This window comes from Ewingella americana ATCC 33852, assembly GCF_000735345.1.
Classification (GTDB): Bacteria; Pseudomonadota; Gammaproteobacteria; order Enterobacterales; family Enterobacteriaceae; genus Ewingella; species Ewingella americana.
Genome location: NZ_JMPJ01000071.1, coordinates 150728 through 171438 on the forward strand (window position 1 = coordinate 150728; position 20711 = coordinate 171438).

Genomic DNA, 20711 nt, shown 5'->3' on the forward strand with positions numbered 1-20711 from the left:
ATCCTATATCGGTATGTACGGCATTCATTGTACGTCAATTTGTACAATTGGACAAATTGACGTACAAGTGCTTCTAATAATTACCGATCACACCTTCTGGCACGCCGCCGCAGTAAAGATAACGTCGGTGGAGGAGTTCAGCGCGGTTTCTGCCGAGTCCTGAATGATGCCGATGATAAAGCCGACGGCGACCACCTGCATGGCGATGTCGTTGGGGATGCCAAACAGGCTACAGGCCATGGGGATCAGCAGCAGCGAGCCGCCCGCCACGCCGGAGGCACCGCAGGCGCAGACCGCCGCCATCACGCTGAGCAGCAGCGCGGTGAGGATATCCACTTCAATACCCAGCGTGGTGACCGCCGCGAGCGTCAGCACGGTGATGGTGATTGCCGCACCCGCCATATTGATGGTGGCGCCTAGCGGGATGGAGACGGAATAAGTGTCTTCATCCAGCCCCATTTTGCGGCACAGGTTCATGTTGACTGGAATGTTAGCGGCCGAGCTGCGGGTGAAGAAGGCGGTGACGCCGCTCTCGCGCAGGCAGGCGAAGACCAGCGGATAAGGGTTGCGACGGGTTTTTGCAAACACAATCAGCGGGTTGAAGACCAGAGCGACCAGCAGCATACAGCCAACCAGCACCACCAGCAGGTGCGCGTAGTCATACAGCGCGCCGAAGCCGCTGGTGGCGAGGGTTTCGGCCACCAAGCCAAAAATCCCCAATGGCGCGAAGCGAATCACCACGCGGACGATTTTGGTCACGGCTTCAGACACGTCGCTAATCATCGCCTTACTGGTGTCAGCCGCGTGGCGCATAGCCAGCCCCAGACCAATGGCCCAAGCCAGAATGCCGATGTAGTTGGCATCAATCAGCGCTTTGAATGGGTTCGACACGATGCTCATGATCAAGCCTTTCAGCACGTCGACAATGCCGCCCGGTGGGGTGATGGCAACATCGGCGATTTTGAGATCCAGCGTCGAAGGGAACATAAAGCTGACCACCACGGCGATCAACGCCGCCGAGAAGGTGCCGAACAGATAGAGGAACAGGATAGGGCCAAGCACGGTTTTCCGGCCCAGCGGGTGGTTCATGATCGAGGCGGTAACCAGTACTAAGACCAGCAGCGGCGCGACGGCTTTTAATGCGCCGACGAACAAGCTGCCGAGCAGCCCGACGGAGGTCGCCGCGCCGGGCGCAAGCCACGCCAAAGCAATACCTGCCAATAGGCCGAAGAGGATTTGTTTAACCAAACTTGCGTGCAGAATGCGTTGAATCAGCGATGGTGGAGACTGTGTTTGCATGTTGTTTTTCCTTGTAGTGTTGCACCTTTCCCAATCCTGAGAGGTGGCCTAGCAGAATTTAGCTTAAAAAATAACGGGCACTTTAAGGCGCCCGTTTTGGCTTCTCATATTGCGAGCTATGCCCGCTTATTTTTCTAATTTTGCGCGGTCAGTTCGATGATTGACCCAAGTATTGATCAGCAGCGTGGTCACCAAAATGGTCGCGATCACGCCCAGTGATACTCCAACCGGAATATGGAACACGTCGAGCAGCAGCATCTTGATACCGATGAAAATCAGGATCACCGCCAGACCGTATTTCAGCATCGAGAAACGTTCCGCCACGCCTGCCAGCAAGAAATACATGGCGCGCAGGCCGAGGATGGCAAACAGGTTAGACGTCAGCACGATGAACGGGTCAGTGGTCACGGCAAAGATAGCCGGGATACTGTCTACCGCGAAAATTACGTCGCTGAGTTCCACCATAATCAATACCAGCAGCAGCGGGGTGGCGAACAGCAGGCCGTTGCGGCGGACGAAGAACTTCTCGCCGTGCAGCTCATCGGTCATACGCATTTTGCTTCGCAGCCAGCGGATCATCGGCTTCTCGCCAATCTCGCCATCATCCTCTTTCGCCAGCGCCATTTTGATGCCGGTAAACAGCAGGAATGCGCCGAAGACGTAGAGGATCCAGCTGAACTGGCCGACCAACCAACTGCCCGCAAAAATCATCCCGGTACGCAGCACAATCGCGCCCAGCACGCCGTAGACCAACACGCGGCGCTGGAGGTTTGCCGGAACGGAGAAGTAGCTGAACAGAATCAGCCAGACGAAGACGTTATCCACCGCCAGCGCTTTTTCCAACAGATAGCCGGTAAGGAACATTAGCGCCTGTTTGTCCGCCACTTCGCGGCCAAATTCGCCGTTCAGATACCACCAGAAGCCGTAGTTAAACAGCAGCGACAGGCCAATCCACACCAGCGACCACATGGCGGCACTTTTCATGGTCATCACCTGCGCGCCTTTACGGCCCTGTAAGAACAGGTCCACGGCGAGCATGATGACCACGACGACGGCAAAACTGCCCCAGAGCATCGGGTTGCCTACGGAATTCATCATTCTGTTATCCTCGAAAAAACATCAAAAAAAAACGGCCACGTCAGAAGACGTTAGCCGCTCTTATTGAGCTATAAGCAAACCTCGCCTGACGGCAAGGTCTCACTTACAACCCACTATGCTTTATCCTTCGAGCTGCAGGGGTGTTGGCTGCGCTTGCTCACCCTAATCACTGACTTTTGTCAGCTCATAGGGATTCACGCGCTTGCCGCCTACCTGCAACTCGAATGCTTTCGCATAGTCGCTATTCATTCGATGAATATCTGGATTGCCCGGAAACCGGGTGGCTGAGACGTGCGCTGCGACAGCGCGGGTCCAGACACCGTAATGACGATTATCCGACGAAGAAGTTACTCCCCTTTGCATGGCAGAAAGTAATCCAACCCGTGTCTAAAGTCAAACATTCTGACACATTATGAAATATTCAGCCTGCCAATGCATTACGCTTGCCGAGCGCTGCAACGAACGACAGCAAAAGCCCCTGAGCCAGCGGCGTATCACTGAGTTGCTGCAATTTCTCAGCATAGTTGACGTTGTCTTCAAACGCCTGCGCGTCCAGCCATTCCAGATAGGTTTTCATCACAGATCCCGAGAATTCAGGATGGAATTGCGTGCTGATGGCGTTCGGGCCGTAGCGCAGGATCTGGTGTGGGTCGACGGAGGAGCGCGCCAGCACGGTCGCGCAGGCTGGTGGCGTGATCACGGCTTGCAGGTGAATAAGGTTTGCCGCGAAGCGAGCGGGCAGGTGCGACACCAGCGGGTCGAGATGGCCGCTCGGCGTGAGTTCAATGTCGAGCGTTCCGACTTCAATGCCCTGCGCCAGATAATCCACTTCGCCACCCATGGCATAGGCCATCAGCTGATGACCGTAGCAAGTGCCAAACAGCGGCAACTCTTGCAACATCGCTAGACGCACCCAGTCGGCGGCGGCTTCGCTCCAGTCCAGATGCTCAGTCACCATGCTGCGCGAGCCAGTGATGATCGCGCCACAGTAGTTTTCCGGCGGCAGAGGGCGTTCGCCCGCCTGCAAATCGATAATTTGCAGCTGCTGCGGATTGATGTCCCCCTGACGCAGGAACATCTGCGGGAAATTGCCGTGGACGTCCTGAATCGGCCCCGGCGCATGGCCGGTTTGTAAAATCAGTAATGGCTTCAGATTGGCTGCACTCATCTCAACTCCCACTCACATGTCGTCTATTTATCTGCTGGGTTGTCTGCTTTCTTGTCTGCCGGGAACACCACGCCGGTCTGGCGGCGGATTTCGCTGAGCAGCTTGGCGGTAATACGCGAAACCTCCAGTCCCGGATGGCCGACGAACTGGTTATCGACCAACAGCGCAAAAGTTTCAGCCTCATACAGCATGGTGTTGATGTGCTGTGGCTGGGTAAGGTCTAACTTCTGGCTGCCGCGAGGGATCAGGCTCAGTGTCTGGCACTCGGAGATTTTCTCCATCTGCAAAGTGCCTTCTTCCCCTTGGATCTCACTGGCGAGATGGGAATCGGCGATTTTCGAATGATTGATCACCACGTCGAAACCATCGGCATATTGCAGCACGACGGTGCCCTGACCATCGACACCGCTCTCCAGCAGGGTGGCCGTCGCCTGAACCGAAAGCGGTTCGCCAAACAGGGAAACCGTGCTCGCCAGACAGTAATAGCCAATGTCCATAATCGAGCCATTAGAAAAGGCCGGATTGAAGGTATTTGGGTTCTCGCCCGCCAGATACCGTGGGTAGCGCGACGAATATTGGCAGTAGTTGAAAATGGCTTTGCGCAGCTTCCCGATGCGATTTAGCGCGCCTTTCATATGCAGGAAGTTTGGCAGATAGGCGGTTTTAAAGGCTTCGAACAGCACCACGTTATTCTCGGTGGCGCAGGCAATCATCTCTTCGGCCTGTTGCAGATTCGACGACAGCGGCTTTTCGCAAATAACGTGCTTTTTATGGCGCAGGAACAGCAAGGATTGCTGGCAGTGCATGGAGTTCGGGCTGGCGATATACACCGCGTCAATGTGGTCCGAGGCGGCGAGGGCGTCGAGAGAGTCGAAATAGTGCTCCACCGGGTAATCGTGACCGAAGGCCTTGGCACCCTCAAGCGTGCGGGAGTAGATCGCGGTGAGCTTCATTTTGCCACTCTCATGAGCGGCATCGATAAAGCGTTGGGTGATCCAGTTGGTTCCAATTACTGCAAAACGAATCATGGTTGCTCCAATACCCTTCATCCTTCGAACTGCCTCGGCGTTGGCTGCCTTCGCGAACCCCAGTCACATACTGATGTATGCTCCTGGTGATTCACTCAGTTGCCGCCTTGATGCAATCCGAATGATTTTGGGTAGGTATGGTGTATTTTGAGAAACACGCACCATCAGTATCACTGATAAAGTTTCCCGAATAACTCCAGATGCGTCAGGTACATGCGTGTGTCGAATTCTAATTGATGGTAGTCGGGCGTCATATGACAGCAAAGGCTATAAAATGCCTTATTGTGATCTTTCTCTTTAAGGTGCGCCAACTCGTGTACCACGATCATCTTCAGGAAGGCTTCCGGCGCGGTTTTGAATACCGTCGCCACGCGGATCTCAGCCTTCGCCTTCAACTTTCCACCCTGAATTCGCGAAATGGCCGTGTGCAGGCCGAGTGCGTGCTTCATGACGTGAATTTTATTGTCATAGGCGACTTTGCTCAGCGGCGATGAGCTGCGCAAATATTGATTTTTGAGGTCCAGCGTATACTGGTACAGCGACTTGTCGGTGGTGAGTTCGTGCGGTTGCGGATAGCGCGACAGCAAAACTTGGCCCAGACGCTGCTGGTCAATCAATTGGCGTACCTGAGCCTGTAGCGACTCGGGATAACCTTGTAGATAGGTCAATTCAGGCATAACTGTTTGCTTTAGCTCTCATTGATCCGCAAAGAGTGCCGCAAAGGCGGCAGATAAAGCCTTTTTAACTGAAAAAACATTTTACTGATAGCCCAATTTAAGGGATAAACAGCGCAAATTGAATAATGAGGAGGGCCAATGAGCCAATTCGAACTCGAACAAGGTGATCAACTGCTGCAACTGGAACTGGAACGTTACCCGCAAGATGAGGCGGCGACGCAGTTGCAGGCATGGGAAGCTGCGGACGAATATCTGCTGCAAACCCTGACCACCGACGCGCTCAATGGCCGTCCTGTCCTGATCTTTAACGATGCTTTCGGCACGCTGGCTTGCGCGCTGCAACAGTTCGAACCGACCAGCATCAGCGACTCCTTTATGAGTCAGTTGGCAACGCGCCACAATCTGCGTTTGAACCATTTCGACGAAAGCCGCGTAGCCCAGCAAAGCAGTCTGGTCCCACTGCCAATTAATCCGGGCTTGGTGGTTATCAAGGTGCCAAAAACCTTGGCTTTGCTGGAGCAACAGCTGATTGCCCTGCGCGAAGTGGTGACGCCTGACACGCAAATTATCGCCGGTGCCAAGGCGCGTGATATTCACACTTCCACGCTGCAACTGTTTGAAAAAATTCTCGGCCCGACCAAAACCACCTTGGCATGGAAGAAGGCGCGCCTGATCCACTGCCAGCCGACTTTACCGGCGCAAGCCGCCGAGCCGGTGACCACCGAGTGGGCGCTGGATGATAGCGAATTCCGCATCACCAACCACGCCAACGTGTTCTCACGCACCGGGCTGGATATTGGCGCGCGCTTCTTCATGCAACATTTACCAGAAGGCATTGAAGGCCGGATTGCTGATTTAGGCTGTGGTAATGGCGTGATTGGTATGACCGCGCTGGCGCTAAACCCAGACGCAGAGATGCTGTTCGTCGATGAGTCATACATGGCGGTGGAGTCGAGCAAGCTGAACGTCGAAAACAACCTGCCGGAAGATATCAACCGCTGCCAGTTTGAAGTGAATAACATGCTGGCCGGCGTTGAGCGCGAAAGCCTGCACGCCGTGCTATGCAACCCGCCATTCCATCAGGGCACGGTGATCAGCGATGACACCGCGTGGCGCATGTTCTGCGATGCCAAGCGCTGCCTGCAAACCGGCGGCGAACTGCGCATCGTCGGTAACCGCCATCTGGACTACTACCAGAAGCTGCGCCGCCTGTTCGGCAACTGCACCACCATCGCCACCAACCAGAAATTCGTTATTCTGCGCGCGGTGAAATCGGCGGCAAGAGGGTAGGTTTTTAGAAGTCATGTCGGGCGCGGCCTTTGCTGCGCCCGATAGCCTCAAATCGCCATCGCCAATCTAGTTCCTTGATCAATCGCCCGGCGGGCGTCCAGCTCCATGGCCATTTCTGCGCCGCCAATCAGATGCACGGTCTTCCCGGCTGCCAGAAGGGGAACCTGCAAGTCTCGCTGCGGCTCCTGACCTGCGCAGATGATGATGTTATCCACCGCCAGACACTCCTCCGTGCCGTCGCGCACAATGTGCAGACCTTGGTCATCAATGCGCTGATAAGTCACGCCGCTCCACATCTTCACGCCGCGTTGCAGCAGGCTGGCGCGATGGATCCAACCCGTGGTTTTGCCCAAATTAGCGCCCACTTTGCTGGTTTTGCGTTGCAGCAGCACAATTTGCCGCGCTGCCGGTTCGGCTTGCGGGCCTTCCGCGCTCAGTCCACCGCGTTGCGTGAGGCTTTGGTCGATGCCCCATTCGTGGCTGAAAGCGCGGCTGTCGAGACTAGCCGAAGGGCCGTTCTGCACCAGATATTCGGCGGTATCAAAACCAATGCCGCCGGAGCCGATGATGGCGACGCGGCGACCGACCGGCTTCTTATCTCTGAGCACATCGAGATAGGTCAGCACGCTTGGATGGTCTATCCCCGGGATCTCCGGCAGGCGCGGAGAGATGCCGCAGGCCAAAACAATCTCATCGAAGCCATGGAGCTGGCTGGCATCCACTTTTTCCCCCAGACGCAGCGTCACCTGCAAGATAGCCAGCTGGCGCGAGTAGTAGCGCAGCGTCTGGTAAAACTCCTCTTTGCCGGGAATTTGCTTGGCGATATTAAACTGGCCGCCAATCTCACGGTTGGCGTCGAACAGGGTGACCTGATGCCCCCGGCTGGCCGCCGTAATGGCAAAGGAGAGCCCCGCCGGACCCGCGCCAACCACCGCCAGACGCTTAGCGTGCTGGGCTGGGATCAGCGGCATTTCGGTTTCGCGGCAGGCGCGCGGGTTCACCAGACAGGAGGTGAGTTCGCCGACGAAAATCTGATCCAGACAGGCCTGATTGCAGCCGATACAGGTGTTTATCTCATCGGCGCGGCCCTGCGCGGCTTTCTGCACAAAGGCCGGGTCGGCGAGGAAGGGGCGGGCCATGGAGACCATATCCGCGCAGCCGTTAGCCAGTAGCTCTTCGGCCACCTGCGGGTCATTAATGCGGTTGGTGGTGATCAGCGGAATATTCACTTTGCCCATCAACTTGCGCGTCACCCAACTGAACCCGGCACGCGGCACCATGGTGGCGATGGTTGGCACTCGCGCTTCGTGCCAGCCAATGCCGGTGTTGATGATGGTGGCACCAGCCTGCTCAATGCCTTTGGCGAGGGCTTCAATTTCGTCCCAGTTCGAGCCTTCTTCCACTAAGTCCAGCATCGACAGGCGATAGATAATAATGAAGTTTGGCCCGCATGTCTGGCGCACGGCGCGTACTATCTCAAGGGCGAAACGCATGCGGTTTTGCGCGTTGCCGCCCCACTGGTCGGTGCGCTGATTGGTGCGCGCAGCCAAAAACTGGTTAATCAAATAACCTTCCGAGCCCATGATCTCCACGCCGTCATAGTCGGCCTGCTGCGCCAGCGCGGCGCACTGGGCGAAGTCGGCAATCGTCTCTTCAATCTGCTCGTGAGTCAGCGCCAGCGGGGAGAAGCGGTTGATTGGCGCTTGCAGTGCCGAAGGTGCCACGGGGTTAGGCTGATAGCTGTAACGCCCGGCATGGAGGATCTGCAAGGCAATTTTCCCGCCAGCCTGATGCACCGCCTCGGTGACCACTTGGTGATGGGCGATTTGCTGCTGCTGATTGAGTACCGAGCCGCCGTGATAGACCACGCCTTGGGCATTGGGCGCGATGCCGCCAGTGACAATCAGGCCGACGCCTGCGGCGGCGCGTTCGGCATAGAAAGCCGCCATGCGCTGCGGCCCCTCTTCCAACTCTTCAAGCCCGGTATGCATTGACCCCATCAGCACGCGGTTTTTCAGCTGGGTAAAACCTAAATCCAGCGGAGCCAACAGGTGAGGATAAAACGGCGCGTTGTGTTCGGTCATAAGTCAGACCCTTAAGTGGTCGGATGAGATAAGTGTCAATTTAGCCGTAGAACGCCAGATTGGAAAGGAGACTGATGCCGAATGTGATGCAGTTCATAAAGATCATCTTATGCCCTGAAAACAACAAATAATGCCTGTCGAAGCGCCAGCCTTAAGATTAATTTATTAGCAGCCTTGTTTTTATGAATGGTATTAAGAGTATTTATTTCTTGAGCCAATAATTTCCCCATGAAATAAAAATAAGAACATTATTGCCGCTATTTAATTTCTACAAGTTTATATAAAAGACATTATTTAAGAGTATTAGGATTATTTTTATGGGCGCGCTTCGAATCGATTCAGTTCAGGTGGTGGCTGGTCTAGGCTGGTGCTGCTTCACCCAACCTACCATTCCAACCTGGGTATAAACTATGAATCTTATTGACCATACGGCTTGCCGTCCATTCACCGAAGCTGGGCATTTATCACAAATAGCCGCCTATTATGAAGAGGGGCGAAATGTGATGTGGATGATGCTAAAAGCCTTTCCGCGCCCATGTTTTAATCAGCCTTTAATAGAAGACATTATGAAACTGACCTATGCGGCGAAAGCCTCGGGTCTGCGTTTTGATTTTTGGGTCACCGGGTCGCTGGTGCCTAATATGTATAATGTGGGAGGTGATTTAAGCTTTTTTGTCGATTCCATCCTCAATAACAAGCGCGAGGCGCTGCGGGCCTATGCGCGAGCCTGCATTGACTGCGTACACGCCGCCGCGCGTGGCTTTGACGTGGGGGCCATTAGCCTGTCGATGATTGAGGGATCGGCGCTGGGCGGCGGTTTTGAGGCCGCGCTGGCGCACCATTATGTCTTAGCGCAGAACACCGCCCGTATGGGTTTCCCCGAAATTGCCTTTAACCTGTTCCCCGGCATGGGCGGCTATTCGCTGGTCTCACGCAAAGCAGGCATGCGCTTGGCGGAGGAGCTGATCTCTACCGGCGAGTCGCACACCGCCGAGTGGTTTGAAAGCCGCGGGCTGGTGGATGTGCTGTTCCAGCCGGGCGAGGGCTTTATTGCCACGCGTACGTTTATCGACACCCTGCGGCCCAAGCTCAACGGCATTCGGGCCATGCTGCGGGCGCGCCAGCGGGTATTGCAGCTGTCACGCTCCGAACTGATGGATATCACGGAAGATTGGGTGGATTCAGCATTTACGTTGGAAGAAAAAGATGTCGCGTACATGGAGCGTTTGGTGATGTTGCAAAACCGCCACACGGCCACGTTACGCAAATCCGGCTAGTCTGCTCATGATTGTCGTTATTGCTGCTAGCCGCCTTGACTGACGACTAGCGAGTAACGTTGTTCACACTACCGGGTGAAGCAATTGCTTTCTGTTCAAGCCAGTGCTCGATCTCATCGGCGGGCATTGGTTTGGCAAACAGGTATCCCTGCTTGCTGTCTACGCCAATTTCATCAATTAGCCGCTCTTCTTCATGAGTTTCAACCCCTTCAGCCACCACGGTGAGTTGCAGCGTTCTTGCCACGGCGACAATCGCGCGGACCAGCGCCTGTGACACCGAATTATGGTTGATACCGCGTACAAAGCTTTGATCCAGCTTGATGCAATCCAGTGGGATGCGCGCCAGCTGCGACAGGGAAGAGTAGCCGGTGCCGAAGTCATCCAGATGCACTTCCGCCCCCAGCTTGTGCAGTTGGTTTATCATGGTGACAGCCGCTTTTTCATCTTCTACCAGACAGCTTTCGGTCAGCTCAAAGTCCAACATGCATTGGGTCATGCCCACTTTTTGCATCGCTTCGGTAAAATCTGACACCAGCGAGCTGCTGTTTAACTGGCGGCCAGACAGGTTCACCGCCACCCGCAAATTCAAGCCTTTCTTCTGCCACTCGGCTGCCTGACGGGTGGCGGTTTCGATAACCCATTTCCCCAGCGGCGCAATCAGGCCGGACTCTTCGGCGTAGGAGATAAAGCTTTGCGGCTGGATCACCCCGCGCTCCGGCGAATGCCAGCGCAGCAGGGCTTCGACACTGCGCACTTCGCCATTGTTCGAGACTTTTGGCTGGTAATAGAGCTGCAACTGCTGCTCTTCCAGCGCCTTTCTCAGGTTGGTGTCGAGCCACATGTATTCGGAGACTTTTTTGTTCATCTCCGGCGAGAAGACGCAGTGCGCGTTTTTGCCCGCCTCTTTCGCCACGTACATGGCGGTGTCGGCGTTGCGGATCAGGCTCTCGGCGTCGGTCCCGTGCTGCGGGCATACCGCGATGCCGCTGGAGCAGCCGGTATAGACTTCGATCAAACCGATGCGGAAAGGGGCTTTGAGCCGGCCTAAGATCTGCTGGCTAATGGCTTCGAGCTTCTCGACCGAGGCTTGGGTGCTGAGAATGATAAATTCGTCGCCGCCCAGTCGCGCAAGGATTTCGGTTTCTTCTAAACAGCTCTGAATGGCGTGAGCCACCTCTTTAAGCAGGCGGTCGCCGAACATATGCCCGTAGGCATCGTTCACTTTTTTGAAGTTATCTAAGTCGAGATAAATCAGGCCGATTTGATTGTCACCGCGCAGTTCCAGCGCGCTTTTCAGCTGGTCTTGCAGGGCATTGCGGTTGGCAAGGCCGGTGATGAGATCGGTATTGGCTAAGACTCGCAGCCGCTCCTGCGCCATGCGCTCGTCGGTGATATCCGAGCCGGAGCAGATAAGGAATTTCTGCTGTTTGCCGCTGCCGCTGTGAACAAATTTATTGCGGAATAAGAACAGGCGCTGGCCTTTAACCGTGTTAATCCAGCGCTCGACTTCGTATGACTGCTCTTTCTGAAAGAAGCTGGTGATGTTCTGGCGCGAGGCGATGCCTTCTTCCATCGACATAAACATGTCGTAGGCGCTGTGGCCAATCACGTCCTGCTCACGCAGGCCGGTGTACTCTTCGCTCAGGCGGTTGAAGCGATGCACTTTGCCGTCTTGGTCGATGATCACGATAACCGAGTTGGCTTCTGACACTACCTGCTCAGCGAAGGTCAGACCCACTTCAAGGTCGTGCGCCACCGAGGCGGTATCTTCAAAATCAGAGGCAGTGCCTGCCCAGACATTGCTGTCCACTTTGCGGCCGACCAGATAGAGGCAAACCGGCTCGCCGAACAACGTGACGTCTATGGTGAAGCAAGAGGTGATGCCGGTCAGTTCGCGAATGCGAGCAGCTTGCGGGCTGGTGAGGGCTACGGCGACGTTGGTCACGCCCTGTTCCGCAGACAGTTCGAGCGCGTTGCTATCAGAACCTAAGCGCCAGTAGGGGCGAGGTGTACCAAAATGCAGGTATAGAATGGAGTCATCTTGAGCGTCTGTCATGAAAGTTTCTCCGTGTCACCAGCAACCTGATCTGACAATGTTTAAGCAACCTGCAATTAAAAGCGCGGGCCCTGATAACAGAGACCCGCTCTTGATTTTAGATGATTTTTATTACCAGTGATGGCGCTCCACGCGGCGCACCATCACCTTCTCTGCGGCAGTTATTTCAACAGGAAGCTACTTTGCTTCACGTCCTGCGAATCCAATCCAATGAATACATTGAATTTGCCCGGTTCAGATGCCCATTTGAGCTTGTCATTGAAGAAACGTAAATCTTTTTCATTGATCGCAAATGTAACGACTTTTTCTTCACCCGGCGCCAGATTTATTTTCTCGAAGTTTTTGAGCTCTTTAACCGGGCGGCTGATAGAGGCCGTCAGGTCACGCAGATAGAGCTGCACCACGGTCGCACCGCTGCGTTTGCCGGTGTTTTTCACCGTCACGCTGGCGGTCAGCGGCTGCTTGGCACTCATGGTGGTGGAAGACAATGAAATATCAGAAACGCTGAACTGGGTGTAGCTCAAACCATAACCAAACGGGAAGAGCGGGCCATTGGTGATGTCGAAGTAGCGCGAGGTATATTTATCCGGATGCTGTGGATTAAACGGACGACCGGTGTTCAGCACGCTGTTATACAACGGGATTTGACCCACGGAGCGCGGGAAGGTCATTGGCAGTTTGCCGGACGGGTTGTAGTCGCCAAACAGCACGTCGGCAATGGCGTGTCCGCCTTCGGTGCCGCTAAACCAAGTTTCCAGCATGGCGTCAGCAATGTCGTTTTCCCACGTCAGGGTCAGCGGACGGCCATTCATCAGTACGATAACCAGCGGCTTGCCAGTGGCTTTCAGGGCTTTGAGCAGGTCGCGCTGGCTCTGTGGAATGTTCAGGTCAGTACGGCTGGAAGCTTCGTGCGCCATGCCTTGGGCTTCACCGACTACGGCGACCACTACGTCGGCTTTCTCGGCGGTTTTCACGGCTTCGTCAATCATTTCCTGCGCCGGGCGCGGGTCGTTAACTACCTGTTTCTCATAGGAGTTAAGGAAGTTGACGATGTCCTGATCGTTGGTGATGTTGGCACCACGGGCGTAGAGCAGCGTGGCTTTGTCGCCAATCGCGTCTTTCATGCCTTGCAGCACGGTGACGGTCTGGTTGGCTTTACCGGCAGCGGACCAGCTCCCCATGACGTCACGCTGGCTGTCGGCCAGAGTACCAATCAGGGCGATGGTGCCTTTCTTCTGCAACGGCAGGGTTTCGTTCTGGTTTTTCAGCAATACCAGTGAGGTACGCGCCACTTCACGCGCCTCTTTGCGATGCAAACGGCTTTCGGCGTTAGTATCGACTGGGTCACTTGAAGCCGGGCCAAGGTGGCGGTATGGGTCGATGAACAGGCCCATATCCCATTTAGCATTCAGTACGTTACGCACTGCGCGGTCAATTTCTTTAACGCTAACAATCTTGTCGGCAACCAAGCCTTTCAGGTATTTGCCGTACATGTCGTCGGCCATGTCCATATCAACGCCGGACTTCAGCGCCATGGCGGCAGCCTGACGGTCATCTTCGGCCACGCCGTGTTTGACTAGGCCGCCGATTGCGCCGTGGTCACTGACGGTTAAACCTTTGAATTTCCACTGGTCGCGCAGCACTTGCTGCAACAGCCACGGGTTAGAAGTCGCCGGAATGCCATTCACCGAGTTCAACGCCACCATCACGCCGCCCGCGCCCGCATCAAGCGCGGCTTTATAAGGAGGCATGTAGTCGTTGAACATGCGCGTCAGGCTCATGTCCACGGTGTTGTACTCGCGGCCGCCTTCTACTGCGCCGTACAACGCGAAATGCTTCACGTTGGCCATCACGCTGTCAGGGGCAGAAGGGTCGTTATTCTGGTAGGCGCTGACCATTTCGTGGGCCAGACGCGAGGTCAAGTAGGTGTCTTCGCCAAAGCCTTCTGAGACACGTCCCCAGCGAGGGTCGCGGGTGATATCCACCATCGGCGAAAAGGTCATGTTCAGACCATCGGCTGCGGTTTCAATCGCCGAGATGCGTGCGCTGGTGGCGACGGCTTGCATGTCCCAGCTGGCGGCAAGGCCAAGGCTTATCGGGAAAATAGTGCGCTGGCCGTGAACCACGTCGTAGGCGTAGAACAGTGGGATTTTCAGGCGGCTGTGCTGCACTTGGTCCTGAATGCGGCGAATGTCAGGTTTGGTCACGGTATTGAACATACCGCCGACTTTATCCGCGCGAACGTCAGCCATAATGGCTTCTTTCGGGTAGTCGGGGCCGACGCTGACTAAGTTAAGCTGGCCGATTTTTTCGTCCAGCGTCATTTGGGTCATCAGATGAGAGACAAAGGCATCGCGCTCTTTGGTCTGATTTTGTGGAATGCTCGACGCTTGCTCAGCAAACGACGAGGTAGAACCTGCTATTAACACCAACGCGCCAATCAGGTGATGCGTATTCATCGAATATCCTTCAGACAAAAAACATGCGGCTTAGGTTAAAAACAGCCCCTAGCCAGAACGCGAACAAGGTAATGATCATTATAAGAAAACTATAGCGTGAGAATCTAATACGTCGCCTCAATTATTAGCAATCAATAGTTTTCTGCAAAAACGACTTATTTACCGCGAGTCGTCACAGCTCGCAATTTACGCTGAATTAAGAATCGATGTGCAAATACTGATACGAGATAGCGCGCAAATTCCGTTATTTAGGAATTTGCGCACAGTAATAAGTAGGAAGAAGAGACATTACAGCAGCGGCATGTCGGTCGGCGTTTTGCTCATCACGTCGAAGAACACGTCTTTGGAGACGGACCAGAATTGCGCAACGGCTTCAGCGTTGTAGCTGATGCCCATCAGGCTCATGACGAAGAAGCAGGTCACCGTCAGGCCAATTCCGCTACAGACAAAGGCCATGACGTTATGGCTGGACTGGCGGCAGCGAATGTTTAATTGGCTGGTGCAAAACATCAGAAACGCGCTCAGTAATTCCCAACGCATCATCATCAAACCCGTGGCTAACGTACCCATCGAACAAATTCCTCAACTGAATTAAGCACCTGAAATGCACCAATCCAAAGGCAGTCCTCAGGGGGGCTGAATACCGGGGTGGAGCAAGGAGGCGTAGAAATAAAAATGTGATTTGCGTCACATTGTAGCGAGGGTTAATTCGATGCGCAAAAAAAAGTCGAAATTCGGTTTGATCTGCATCATCAAGCCATAAAAAAACCGCCAGTCCGGCGGTTTTACAGGGCAGGGCAAAGCTGGGGAGAGGCAATCAGGCGCCGTAACCCATCACTTGCAGCAGGTGTTGCGCATGCTGCACGGCGTCCTGACGGTGAGTCACGCCCAGCTTCTGATACAGGTTGCGAATATGGGTTTTAATGGTGGTTGAAGCCACGGTCAGCTCGCCGGCAATCTGGTCATTGCTATAGCCGGAGTAGATGAGGCCGAGCACTTGCCATTCGCGCTGGGTCAGCGGGCTGGTGCGAATCAACTCTGGCACCTGAGGGTGCGTGAGCAATTTGCTGACAAAGCCTTCGTCGAAATGGGCGAACTTGTGGCGATGGTGCTGGTTGATGTCGCGCAACACCTTCTGCGCTCGGCGCTGCTCCATTTCTGGCAACAGATTTAGCTGAATAAGCTGGCGCAACTGCTGCGCCATCATTTCGCCTTCAATCACAAAGTGGCTGACGAATCCGGTGCGGTTGGCTAATTCCAGTGCTTCAATCAGCACGCGCTGGGCTTCGTTTTTGCGATCGGTGTGCCAATAAAGCAGGTTGCTGAGGATCAGGTTGCGATTAAGGTCGCTGACCAGCTTCAGCTGGCGCGCGTAACCATTCAGTTCATCAATGATTTTCTCAGCTTCGTCATACTGGCCGAGCAGGATGTGGACTCGCGCAATATTGCGCCACTGGCCTTGCAGGAAGTGGTTATCCGCCATGCCCGGTTTTGACGTCTGATTCAGCCAGCTGCGCGCGGCGTTTTTATCGCCGACCATTTGCCAGTAAATAACCCGCGGCTTATCAGTGTTGGTCAGCCAGTCGGTGTGGTACTGCCCGCTCTGCAACAGGGCTTCGCAGCGTTGCAAATAGCGATGAGCATTGTCGAGATGCCCGCGCGCCAGCGAGCACTTCGCCAGCATCGCCAGACATTGCAATTGCTGCTGGGGTTGGAAGTTAGCCAGCACTTCCAGCCCTTCGCGCGCGGCGCTTTCAGCATCGTCAAGACGCGCCCACGACCAGAGCAGCTGTGAGCGCAGGCGCAGTAAGAATTCGTGCATTGGCAGCTGTTCAAGATGCTGCTCGCGCACCAGTTCGAAGGCTTTATCCTGCGTCTCGTAGGCTGCCTGCAAGAAGCCTTGCGCGATCAGAATTTCACTCTGCTGGAGCAAGGCCCACAGCGCGTAGTGGTAAGCCTCGTGGCGGCGGGCAATCTGCTCGGTTTGTTGCATCAGCGGCAGGGCGCGGGTCAAATCACCTTTGCAGTGTTGGATCTCGCCGGTCACCGAGGTGGCGACAATACGGCTGTAATAGCTTGAATAGGGAAGATATTTCAGCGCCTGCGCCGCCAGCTTCTCGGCTTTATCCTGCTTGCCGTCATTGATGGCGACCTGCGCTCTCAGCGCGTCAAATTCGGCGCTGAGGGTTTTATCCATCTCGATCTGCTCGACCTGCATCTCGTTTTCAGCGCGCTCAAGCAGCATTTCCACTTCGCTGTAGCGGTGTTGGCTCTGCGCCAGCCACGCCTGTAGCAGCGCCAGTTTCGGGTTTTGAATCAGTCGCTCATAGGGCAGGGCGCTGAGGCACTCTTCCAGCAGCACCAGCTCGCTTTGGTTGAACAGCGCCCAAGCGTGTTGCAGCAGAATGTCGCGCAGCATGTCGGTATCTTCGGCCCCCAGCGCGTGATGAATGGCCTCGGCGGGGAAGCCAAGCGCCAGCCAACCTTCAGCCGCCAAACGGTGGATCTCAGGCAGTTCAGCCGCCAGCTCCCACTGGCAGCGTTGACGAAGGAAAGTGGCAAACAGCGGGTGGAAGTTAAACCATTCGCCGGAATCATCCATTCGGTGAATGAATAGCCCCTGACGTTCAAGCTCTTCTAGCCGGTGTTGGCCGTTTTCCGCGCCGGTCAGTTGCACAATCAGCGAATCATTCATTGAGCGCAGTAAAGAGCAGCGCAGCAGGAAGTCGCGGGTTGGCGCGTCCACGCGATCCAGAACCTCATCCACCAGATATTCGGACAGATGGCTGGCATTCAGCCCGGCAAGCTTTTTGGCCGACTGCTGGGCCGAGGCGGTCGAGGTGTGCGACTGGCGGGCGGAGAGGGCAATCAGTTGGAGCGCGGTGGCCCAACCGGCCACGTCGTCGCACAGGCGGCTGCTGTCGGCCTGCTCGATAGGGTCGGCCAAACGGCAATCAAAGAACTGCTGGGCTTCGGAATGGTTGAAAGCCAACTGGGCGGCATTCAGCTCCAGCAGTTGGTCGCGCACGCGCAGGTTGGCAATGCCAAGCTGCGGCAGGGTGCGTGACAGCACCATCAATGTGAGGTTTTCCGGCTGATGGCGCAGGAAGAAGCGCATGCCTTCGTGAATGGCGTCATTGGAAATCAGGTGATAATCGTCAATCACCAGCAACAGGGGGCGATGCCAATCAGACAGCTCAACAAAGAGTTGCGCAAACAGTGCTGAGAGGCTGGCATATTGATGCTTCTGACTGAGTGCTTCGCTTTTGGCGCAGTGCCCGCCGGTTGCCTGCTGAATAGCGGCAATCAGGTAGCTGGCAAAACGCTCGGGCTGGTTGTCACTTTCATCAAGAGAATACCAGCCGAGATCGCTTTTACCCGCCGCCCAGTGGGCAACAAGCGTGGTTTTGCCGTACCCAGCAGGGCAAGCAACCAGAACGAGTCGGTAATTCTGTGCGCTCGCCAATTTGGTTAACAGGCGATCGCGCACCACCGTATTTTGCAGTCGCACCGGGCGACTCAGTTTCGAAGGGATCAGCATTTTTATAGATTCTTATGAACCGTAAGCAAATGAAAGGTGTGTTTATTTATTTTACAGCGCGTAATTAATATTATTCCTAAGGTCTGCCAATGCCGAAAGTATTGCAAGGCTGTTACATAATTACGTGTCGTTTAGTTGCTCTCGATCACAGTTTAGGCCCCTGTTTTTGGCCGAAAAAATCCTGATAACGCTACGCCCTTTTCCTCCTCCCTGTCTAATCCTTTACGGGATGATGCTGCACTTCCTACTTGGCTGCAGCATAGCCTCAATGTTCCAGCTTTTTACCCTACACCTACTCTACAAATACCCCATAGAGGGAGCTTATGTTGCCATCCACATTAGAGAAAACTCGGTTTGAACACGCCCTGACGCGCCAATGGCAGCGCTTTGGTTTACAGAGTGCCCAAGACATGACGCCGCACCAGTGGTGGCAAGCCGTGAGCGGCGCGCTGTCCGAGCAGCTCGCCGCGCAACCCGCGCCAGTTCAGGTGAAACAGCAGCAACGCCACGTAAATTACATTTCGATGGAATTTCTGATTGGCCGCCTGACCTCCAATAATCTGATCAATCTGGGTTGGTATGACACCGTCAGCGAAGTGCTGAAGGCGCAGGGCGTTGAACTGGCCGACGTCCTCGAGCAAGAAACCGACCCTGCTTTAGGCAATGGCGGGCTGGGGCGTTTGGCAGCCTGTTTTCTTGATTCGATGGCGACCGTGGGGCAATCAGCCACCGGCTATGGGCTGAACTATCAATATGGCCTGTTCCGCCAATCTTTTAGCGAAGGACAGCAGCAGGAAGCGCCGGATAATTGGCATCGCGAGAGCTACCCGTGGTTTAGCCACAATAGCCACCTGTCGGTGGATGTCGGTTTTGGCGGTAAGCTGCTGAAAAATGAGCAGGGACAGGAGCGCTGGCAGCCGGAATTCACTCTTCGTGGCGAAGCGTGGGACCTGCCGGTGGTGGGCTATCGCAACGGCGTTACCCAGCCGCTGCGCCTGTGGCAGGCGACGGATGTGCATCCTTTTGACCTGACGCTGTTTAACGACGGGCAGTTCCTCAAGGCCGAGCAAAAGGGCATTGATGCCGCCAAGTTGACTAAAGTGCTCTACCCGAATGACAACCATCAGCAGGGCAAACGCCTGCGCCTGATGCAGCAGTATTTCCAGTGCGCCTGCTCGGTGCGGGATATTTTGCGCCGTCACCACTTCCTTGGGCGCAAAATTGCTGAACTGCCTGATTTTGAAGTGATTCAGCTTAACGATACCCATCCGACCATCGCCATTCCCGAGCTGTTGCGCATTCTGCTCGACGAACACCAGATGGAGTGGGACGCGGCTTGGGCCATCACCAGTCGCACCTTCGCCTACACCAACCACACCTTGATGCCGGAAGCCCTTGAGCGCTGGGATGAGAAGCTAGTGCGCAGCCTGCTGCCGCGCCATTTCTCACTGATTAAGCAGATTAACGCGCGCTTCAAAAAGGTGGTGGAGAAGCAGTGGCCGGGCAATAAAGCGGTGTGGGAGAAACTGTCGGTGCATCAGGACAAACAGGTGCGGATGGCGAACCTCTGCGTGGTCAGCGGCTTCGCGGTCAACGGCGTCGCGGCACTGCACTCGGATCTGGTGGTGAAAGACCTGTTCCCCGAGTATCACCAGCTGTGGCCGCAAAAATTCCATAATGTGACCAACGGCATCACGCCGCGCCGCTGGCTGAAACAGTGTAATCCGGCGCTGTCGGTGCTGATTGATGACAGCCTGAAAACCGAGTGGGTTACCGAGCTTGATGCACTGCGCGGGCTGGAGAAATTCGCCGATGACGCCAAATTCACCCAGCGTTATCAACAGATTAAGCGCGAGAACAAAGTGCGGCTGGCCGAGTATGTGCAGCAGCGCATGGGGATCACCCTCAACCCTGACGCCATTTTTGACGTGCAGATTAAGCGCCTGCATGAGTACAAACGCCAGCATCTCAACCTGCTGCATATCGTGGCCTTGTACCGCCAATTGCGCGACAACCCGCAGCTCGAGATGGTGCCGCGCGTGTTCCTGTTCGGGGCGAAAGCCGCGCCGGGCTACTATCTGGCGAAAAACATTATCTATGCAATCAATCAGGTGGCGGAGAAGGTCAATAACGATCCGATCGTCGGCGATCGTCTGAAAGTAGTGTTCATTCCAGATTATCGCGTTTCGGTCGCCGAGCTGATGATCCCGGCCGCCGACGTCTCCGAGCAGATCTCCACGGCGGGCACCGAAGCCTCTGGCACCGGCAACATGAAGCTGGCGCTCAATGGCGCGATGACCGTCGGCACGCTGGATGGCGCGACGGTGGAAATCGCTGAGCAGGTGGGCGAAGACAATATCTTTATTTTCGGCAATACCGTCGATCAAGTGAAAGCCCTAAAAGCCCAAGGCTACTCGCCGCTGCAATGGCGTAAAAAAGACAAATTGTTGCATGCCGTCTTGAAGGATCTGGAAAGCGGCCTGTTCAGTCACGGGGATAAATCCGCCTTCGGCCCGATGCTCGACAGCCTGCTGTCTGGTGGCGATCCCTACTTAGTGTTAGCCGATTTTGCTGATTATTGTCAGGCACAACAGAGAGTTGACGCGATGTATCGCGATCAGGCGGAGTGGACGAAGCGCACTATACTCAATACGGCCCGTGTTGGCATGTTCAGTTCAGACCGGTCGATCCGTGACTATCAGCAACGGATCTGGCAGGCGAAACGCTAAGGAGC

Annotated in this window: 13 protein-coding genes; 3 read left to right on the plus strand and 10 right to left on the minus strand. The window is 55.2% G+C overall.

Annotated elements, in window-relative coordinates; genetic code table 11:
* Positions 1-87: 87 nt before the first annotated feature.
* From sstT to GEAM_RS20440, 5 genes are all read right to left on the minus strand, one after another.
* Positions 88-1299: a serine/threonine transporter SstT gene (sstT, locus tag GEAM_RS20420; protein WP_034795381.1), complete on the minus strand. Its 1212-nt coding sequence runs from the start codon at positions 1297-1299 to the stop codon at positions 88-90.
* Positions 1300-1425: 126 nt separating this feature from the next.
* Entirely contained in the window at positions 1426-2397 is a 972-nt protein-coding gene (locus GEAM_RS20425) for a TerC family protein (protein WP_034795384.1), read from the minus strand.
* 421 nt (positions 2398-2818) lie between these two features.
* On the minus strand, positions 2819-3565 hold the full coding sequence (locus tag GEAM_RS20430; RefSeq protein WP_034795387.1) for a glutamine amidotransferase: 747 nt from the start codon (positions 3563-3565) through the stop codon (positions 2819-2821).
* Between the two features lie 23 nt (positions 3566-3588).
* The gene (locus GEAM_RS20435) at positions 3589-4593 is read right to left on the minus strand and encodes a Gfo/Idh/MocA family protein (RefSeq protein ID WP_034795443.1); all 1005 of its coding nucleotides are present in this window, start codon (positions 4591-4593) and stop codon (positions 3589-3591) included.
* A 170-nt stretch (positions 4594-4763) separates the two neighbouring features.
* A complete protein-coding gene (locus GEAM_RS20440) occupies positions 4764-5270 on the minus strand; it encodes a M48 metallopeptidase family protein (RefSeq protein WP_034795391.1) in 507 nt (168 codons plus the stop codon).
* Positions 5271-5408: 138 nt separating this feature from the next.
* Between GEAM_RS20440 and rlmG the strand changes: the two genes are divergently transcribed.
* Positions 5409-6560 (plus strand): 23S rRNA (guanine(1835)-N(2))-methyltransferase RlmG, encoded by a 1152-nt coding sequence (gene rlmG, locus GEAM_RS20445; protein ID WP_034795393.1) that lies wholly within the window; start codon positions 5409-5411, stop codon positions 6558-6560.
* A 47-nt stretch (positions 6561-6607) separates the two neighbouring features.
* On the opposite strand, the gene GEAM_RS20450 is transcribed toward rlmG, so the two are convergent.
* A complete protein-coding gene (locus GEAM_RS20450; protein WP_034795396.1) occupies positions 6608-8644 on the minus strand; it encodes an NADPH-dependent 2,4-dienoyl-CoA reductase in 2037 nt (678 codons plus the stop codon).
* Between the two features lie 410 nt (positions 8645-9054).
* On the opposite strand from GEAM_RS20450, the gene GEAM_RS20455 reads away from it, so the two are divergent.
* Entirely contained in the window at positions 9055-9921 is an 867-nt protein-coding gene (locus GEAM_RS20455; protein WP_034795397.1) for a crotonase/enoyl-CoA hydratase family protein, read from the plus strand.
* A gap of 46 nt (positions 9922-9967) precedes the next feature.
* Here GEAM_RS20455 and pdeR read toward each other — a convergent pair whose 3' ends face one another.
* From pdeR to malT, 4 genes are all read right to left on the minus strand, one after another.
* On the minus strand, positions 9968-11977 hold the full coding sequence (gene pdeR, locus GEAM_RS20460; RefSeq protein ID WP_034795399.1) for a cyclic di-GMP phosphodiesterase: 2010 nt from the start codon (positions 11975-11977) through the stop codon (positions 9968-9970).
* Between the two features lie 161 nt (positions 11978-12138).
* Positions 12139-14436: a beta-glucosidase BglX gene (bglX, locus tag GEAM_RS20465; RefSeq protein ID WP_034795401.1), complete on the minus strand. Its 2298-nt coding sequence runs from the start codon at positions 14434-14436 to the stop codon at positions 12139-12141.
* A 288-nt stretch (positions 14437-14724) separates the two neighbouring features.
* Entirely contained in the window at positions 14725-15006 is a 282-nt protein-coding gene (locus tag GEAM_RS20470) for a YjcB family protein (protein WP_034795404.1), read from the minus strand.
* A 247-nt stretch (positions 15007-15253) separates the two neighbouring features.
* Entirely contained in the window at positions 15254-17977 is a 2724-nt protein-coding gene (malT, locus tag GEAM_RS20475) for an HTH-type transcriptional regulator MalT (RefSeq protein WP_034795406.1), read from the minus strand.
* Positions 17978-18300: 323 nt separating this feature from the next.
* Between malT and malP the strand changes: the two genes are divergently transcribed.
* The gene (gene malP / locus GEAM_RS20480; RefSeq protein WP_034795409.1) at positions 18301-20706 is read left to right on the plus strand and encodes a maltodextrin phosphorylase; all 2406 of its coding nucleotides are present in this window, start codon (positions 18301-18303) and stop codon (positions 20704-20706) included.
* Positions 20707-20711 lie beyond the last annotated feature (5 nt).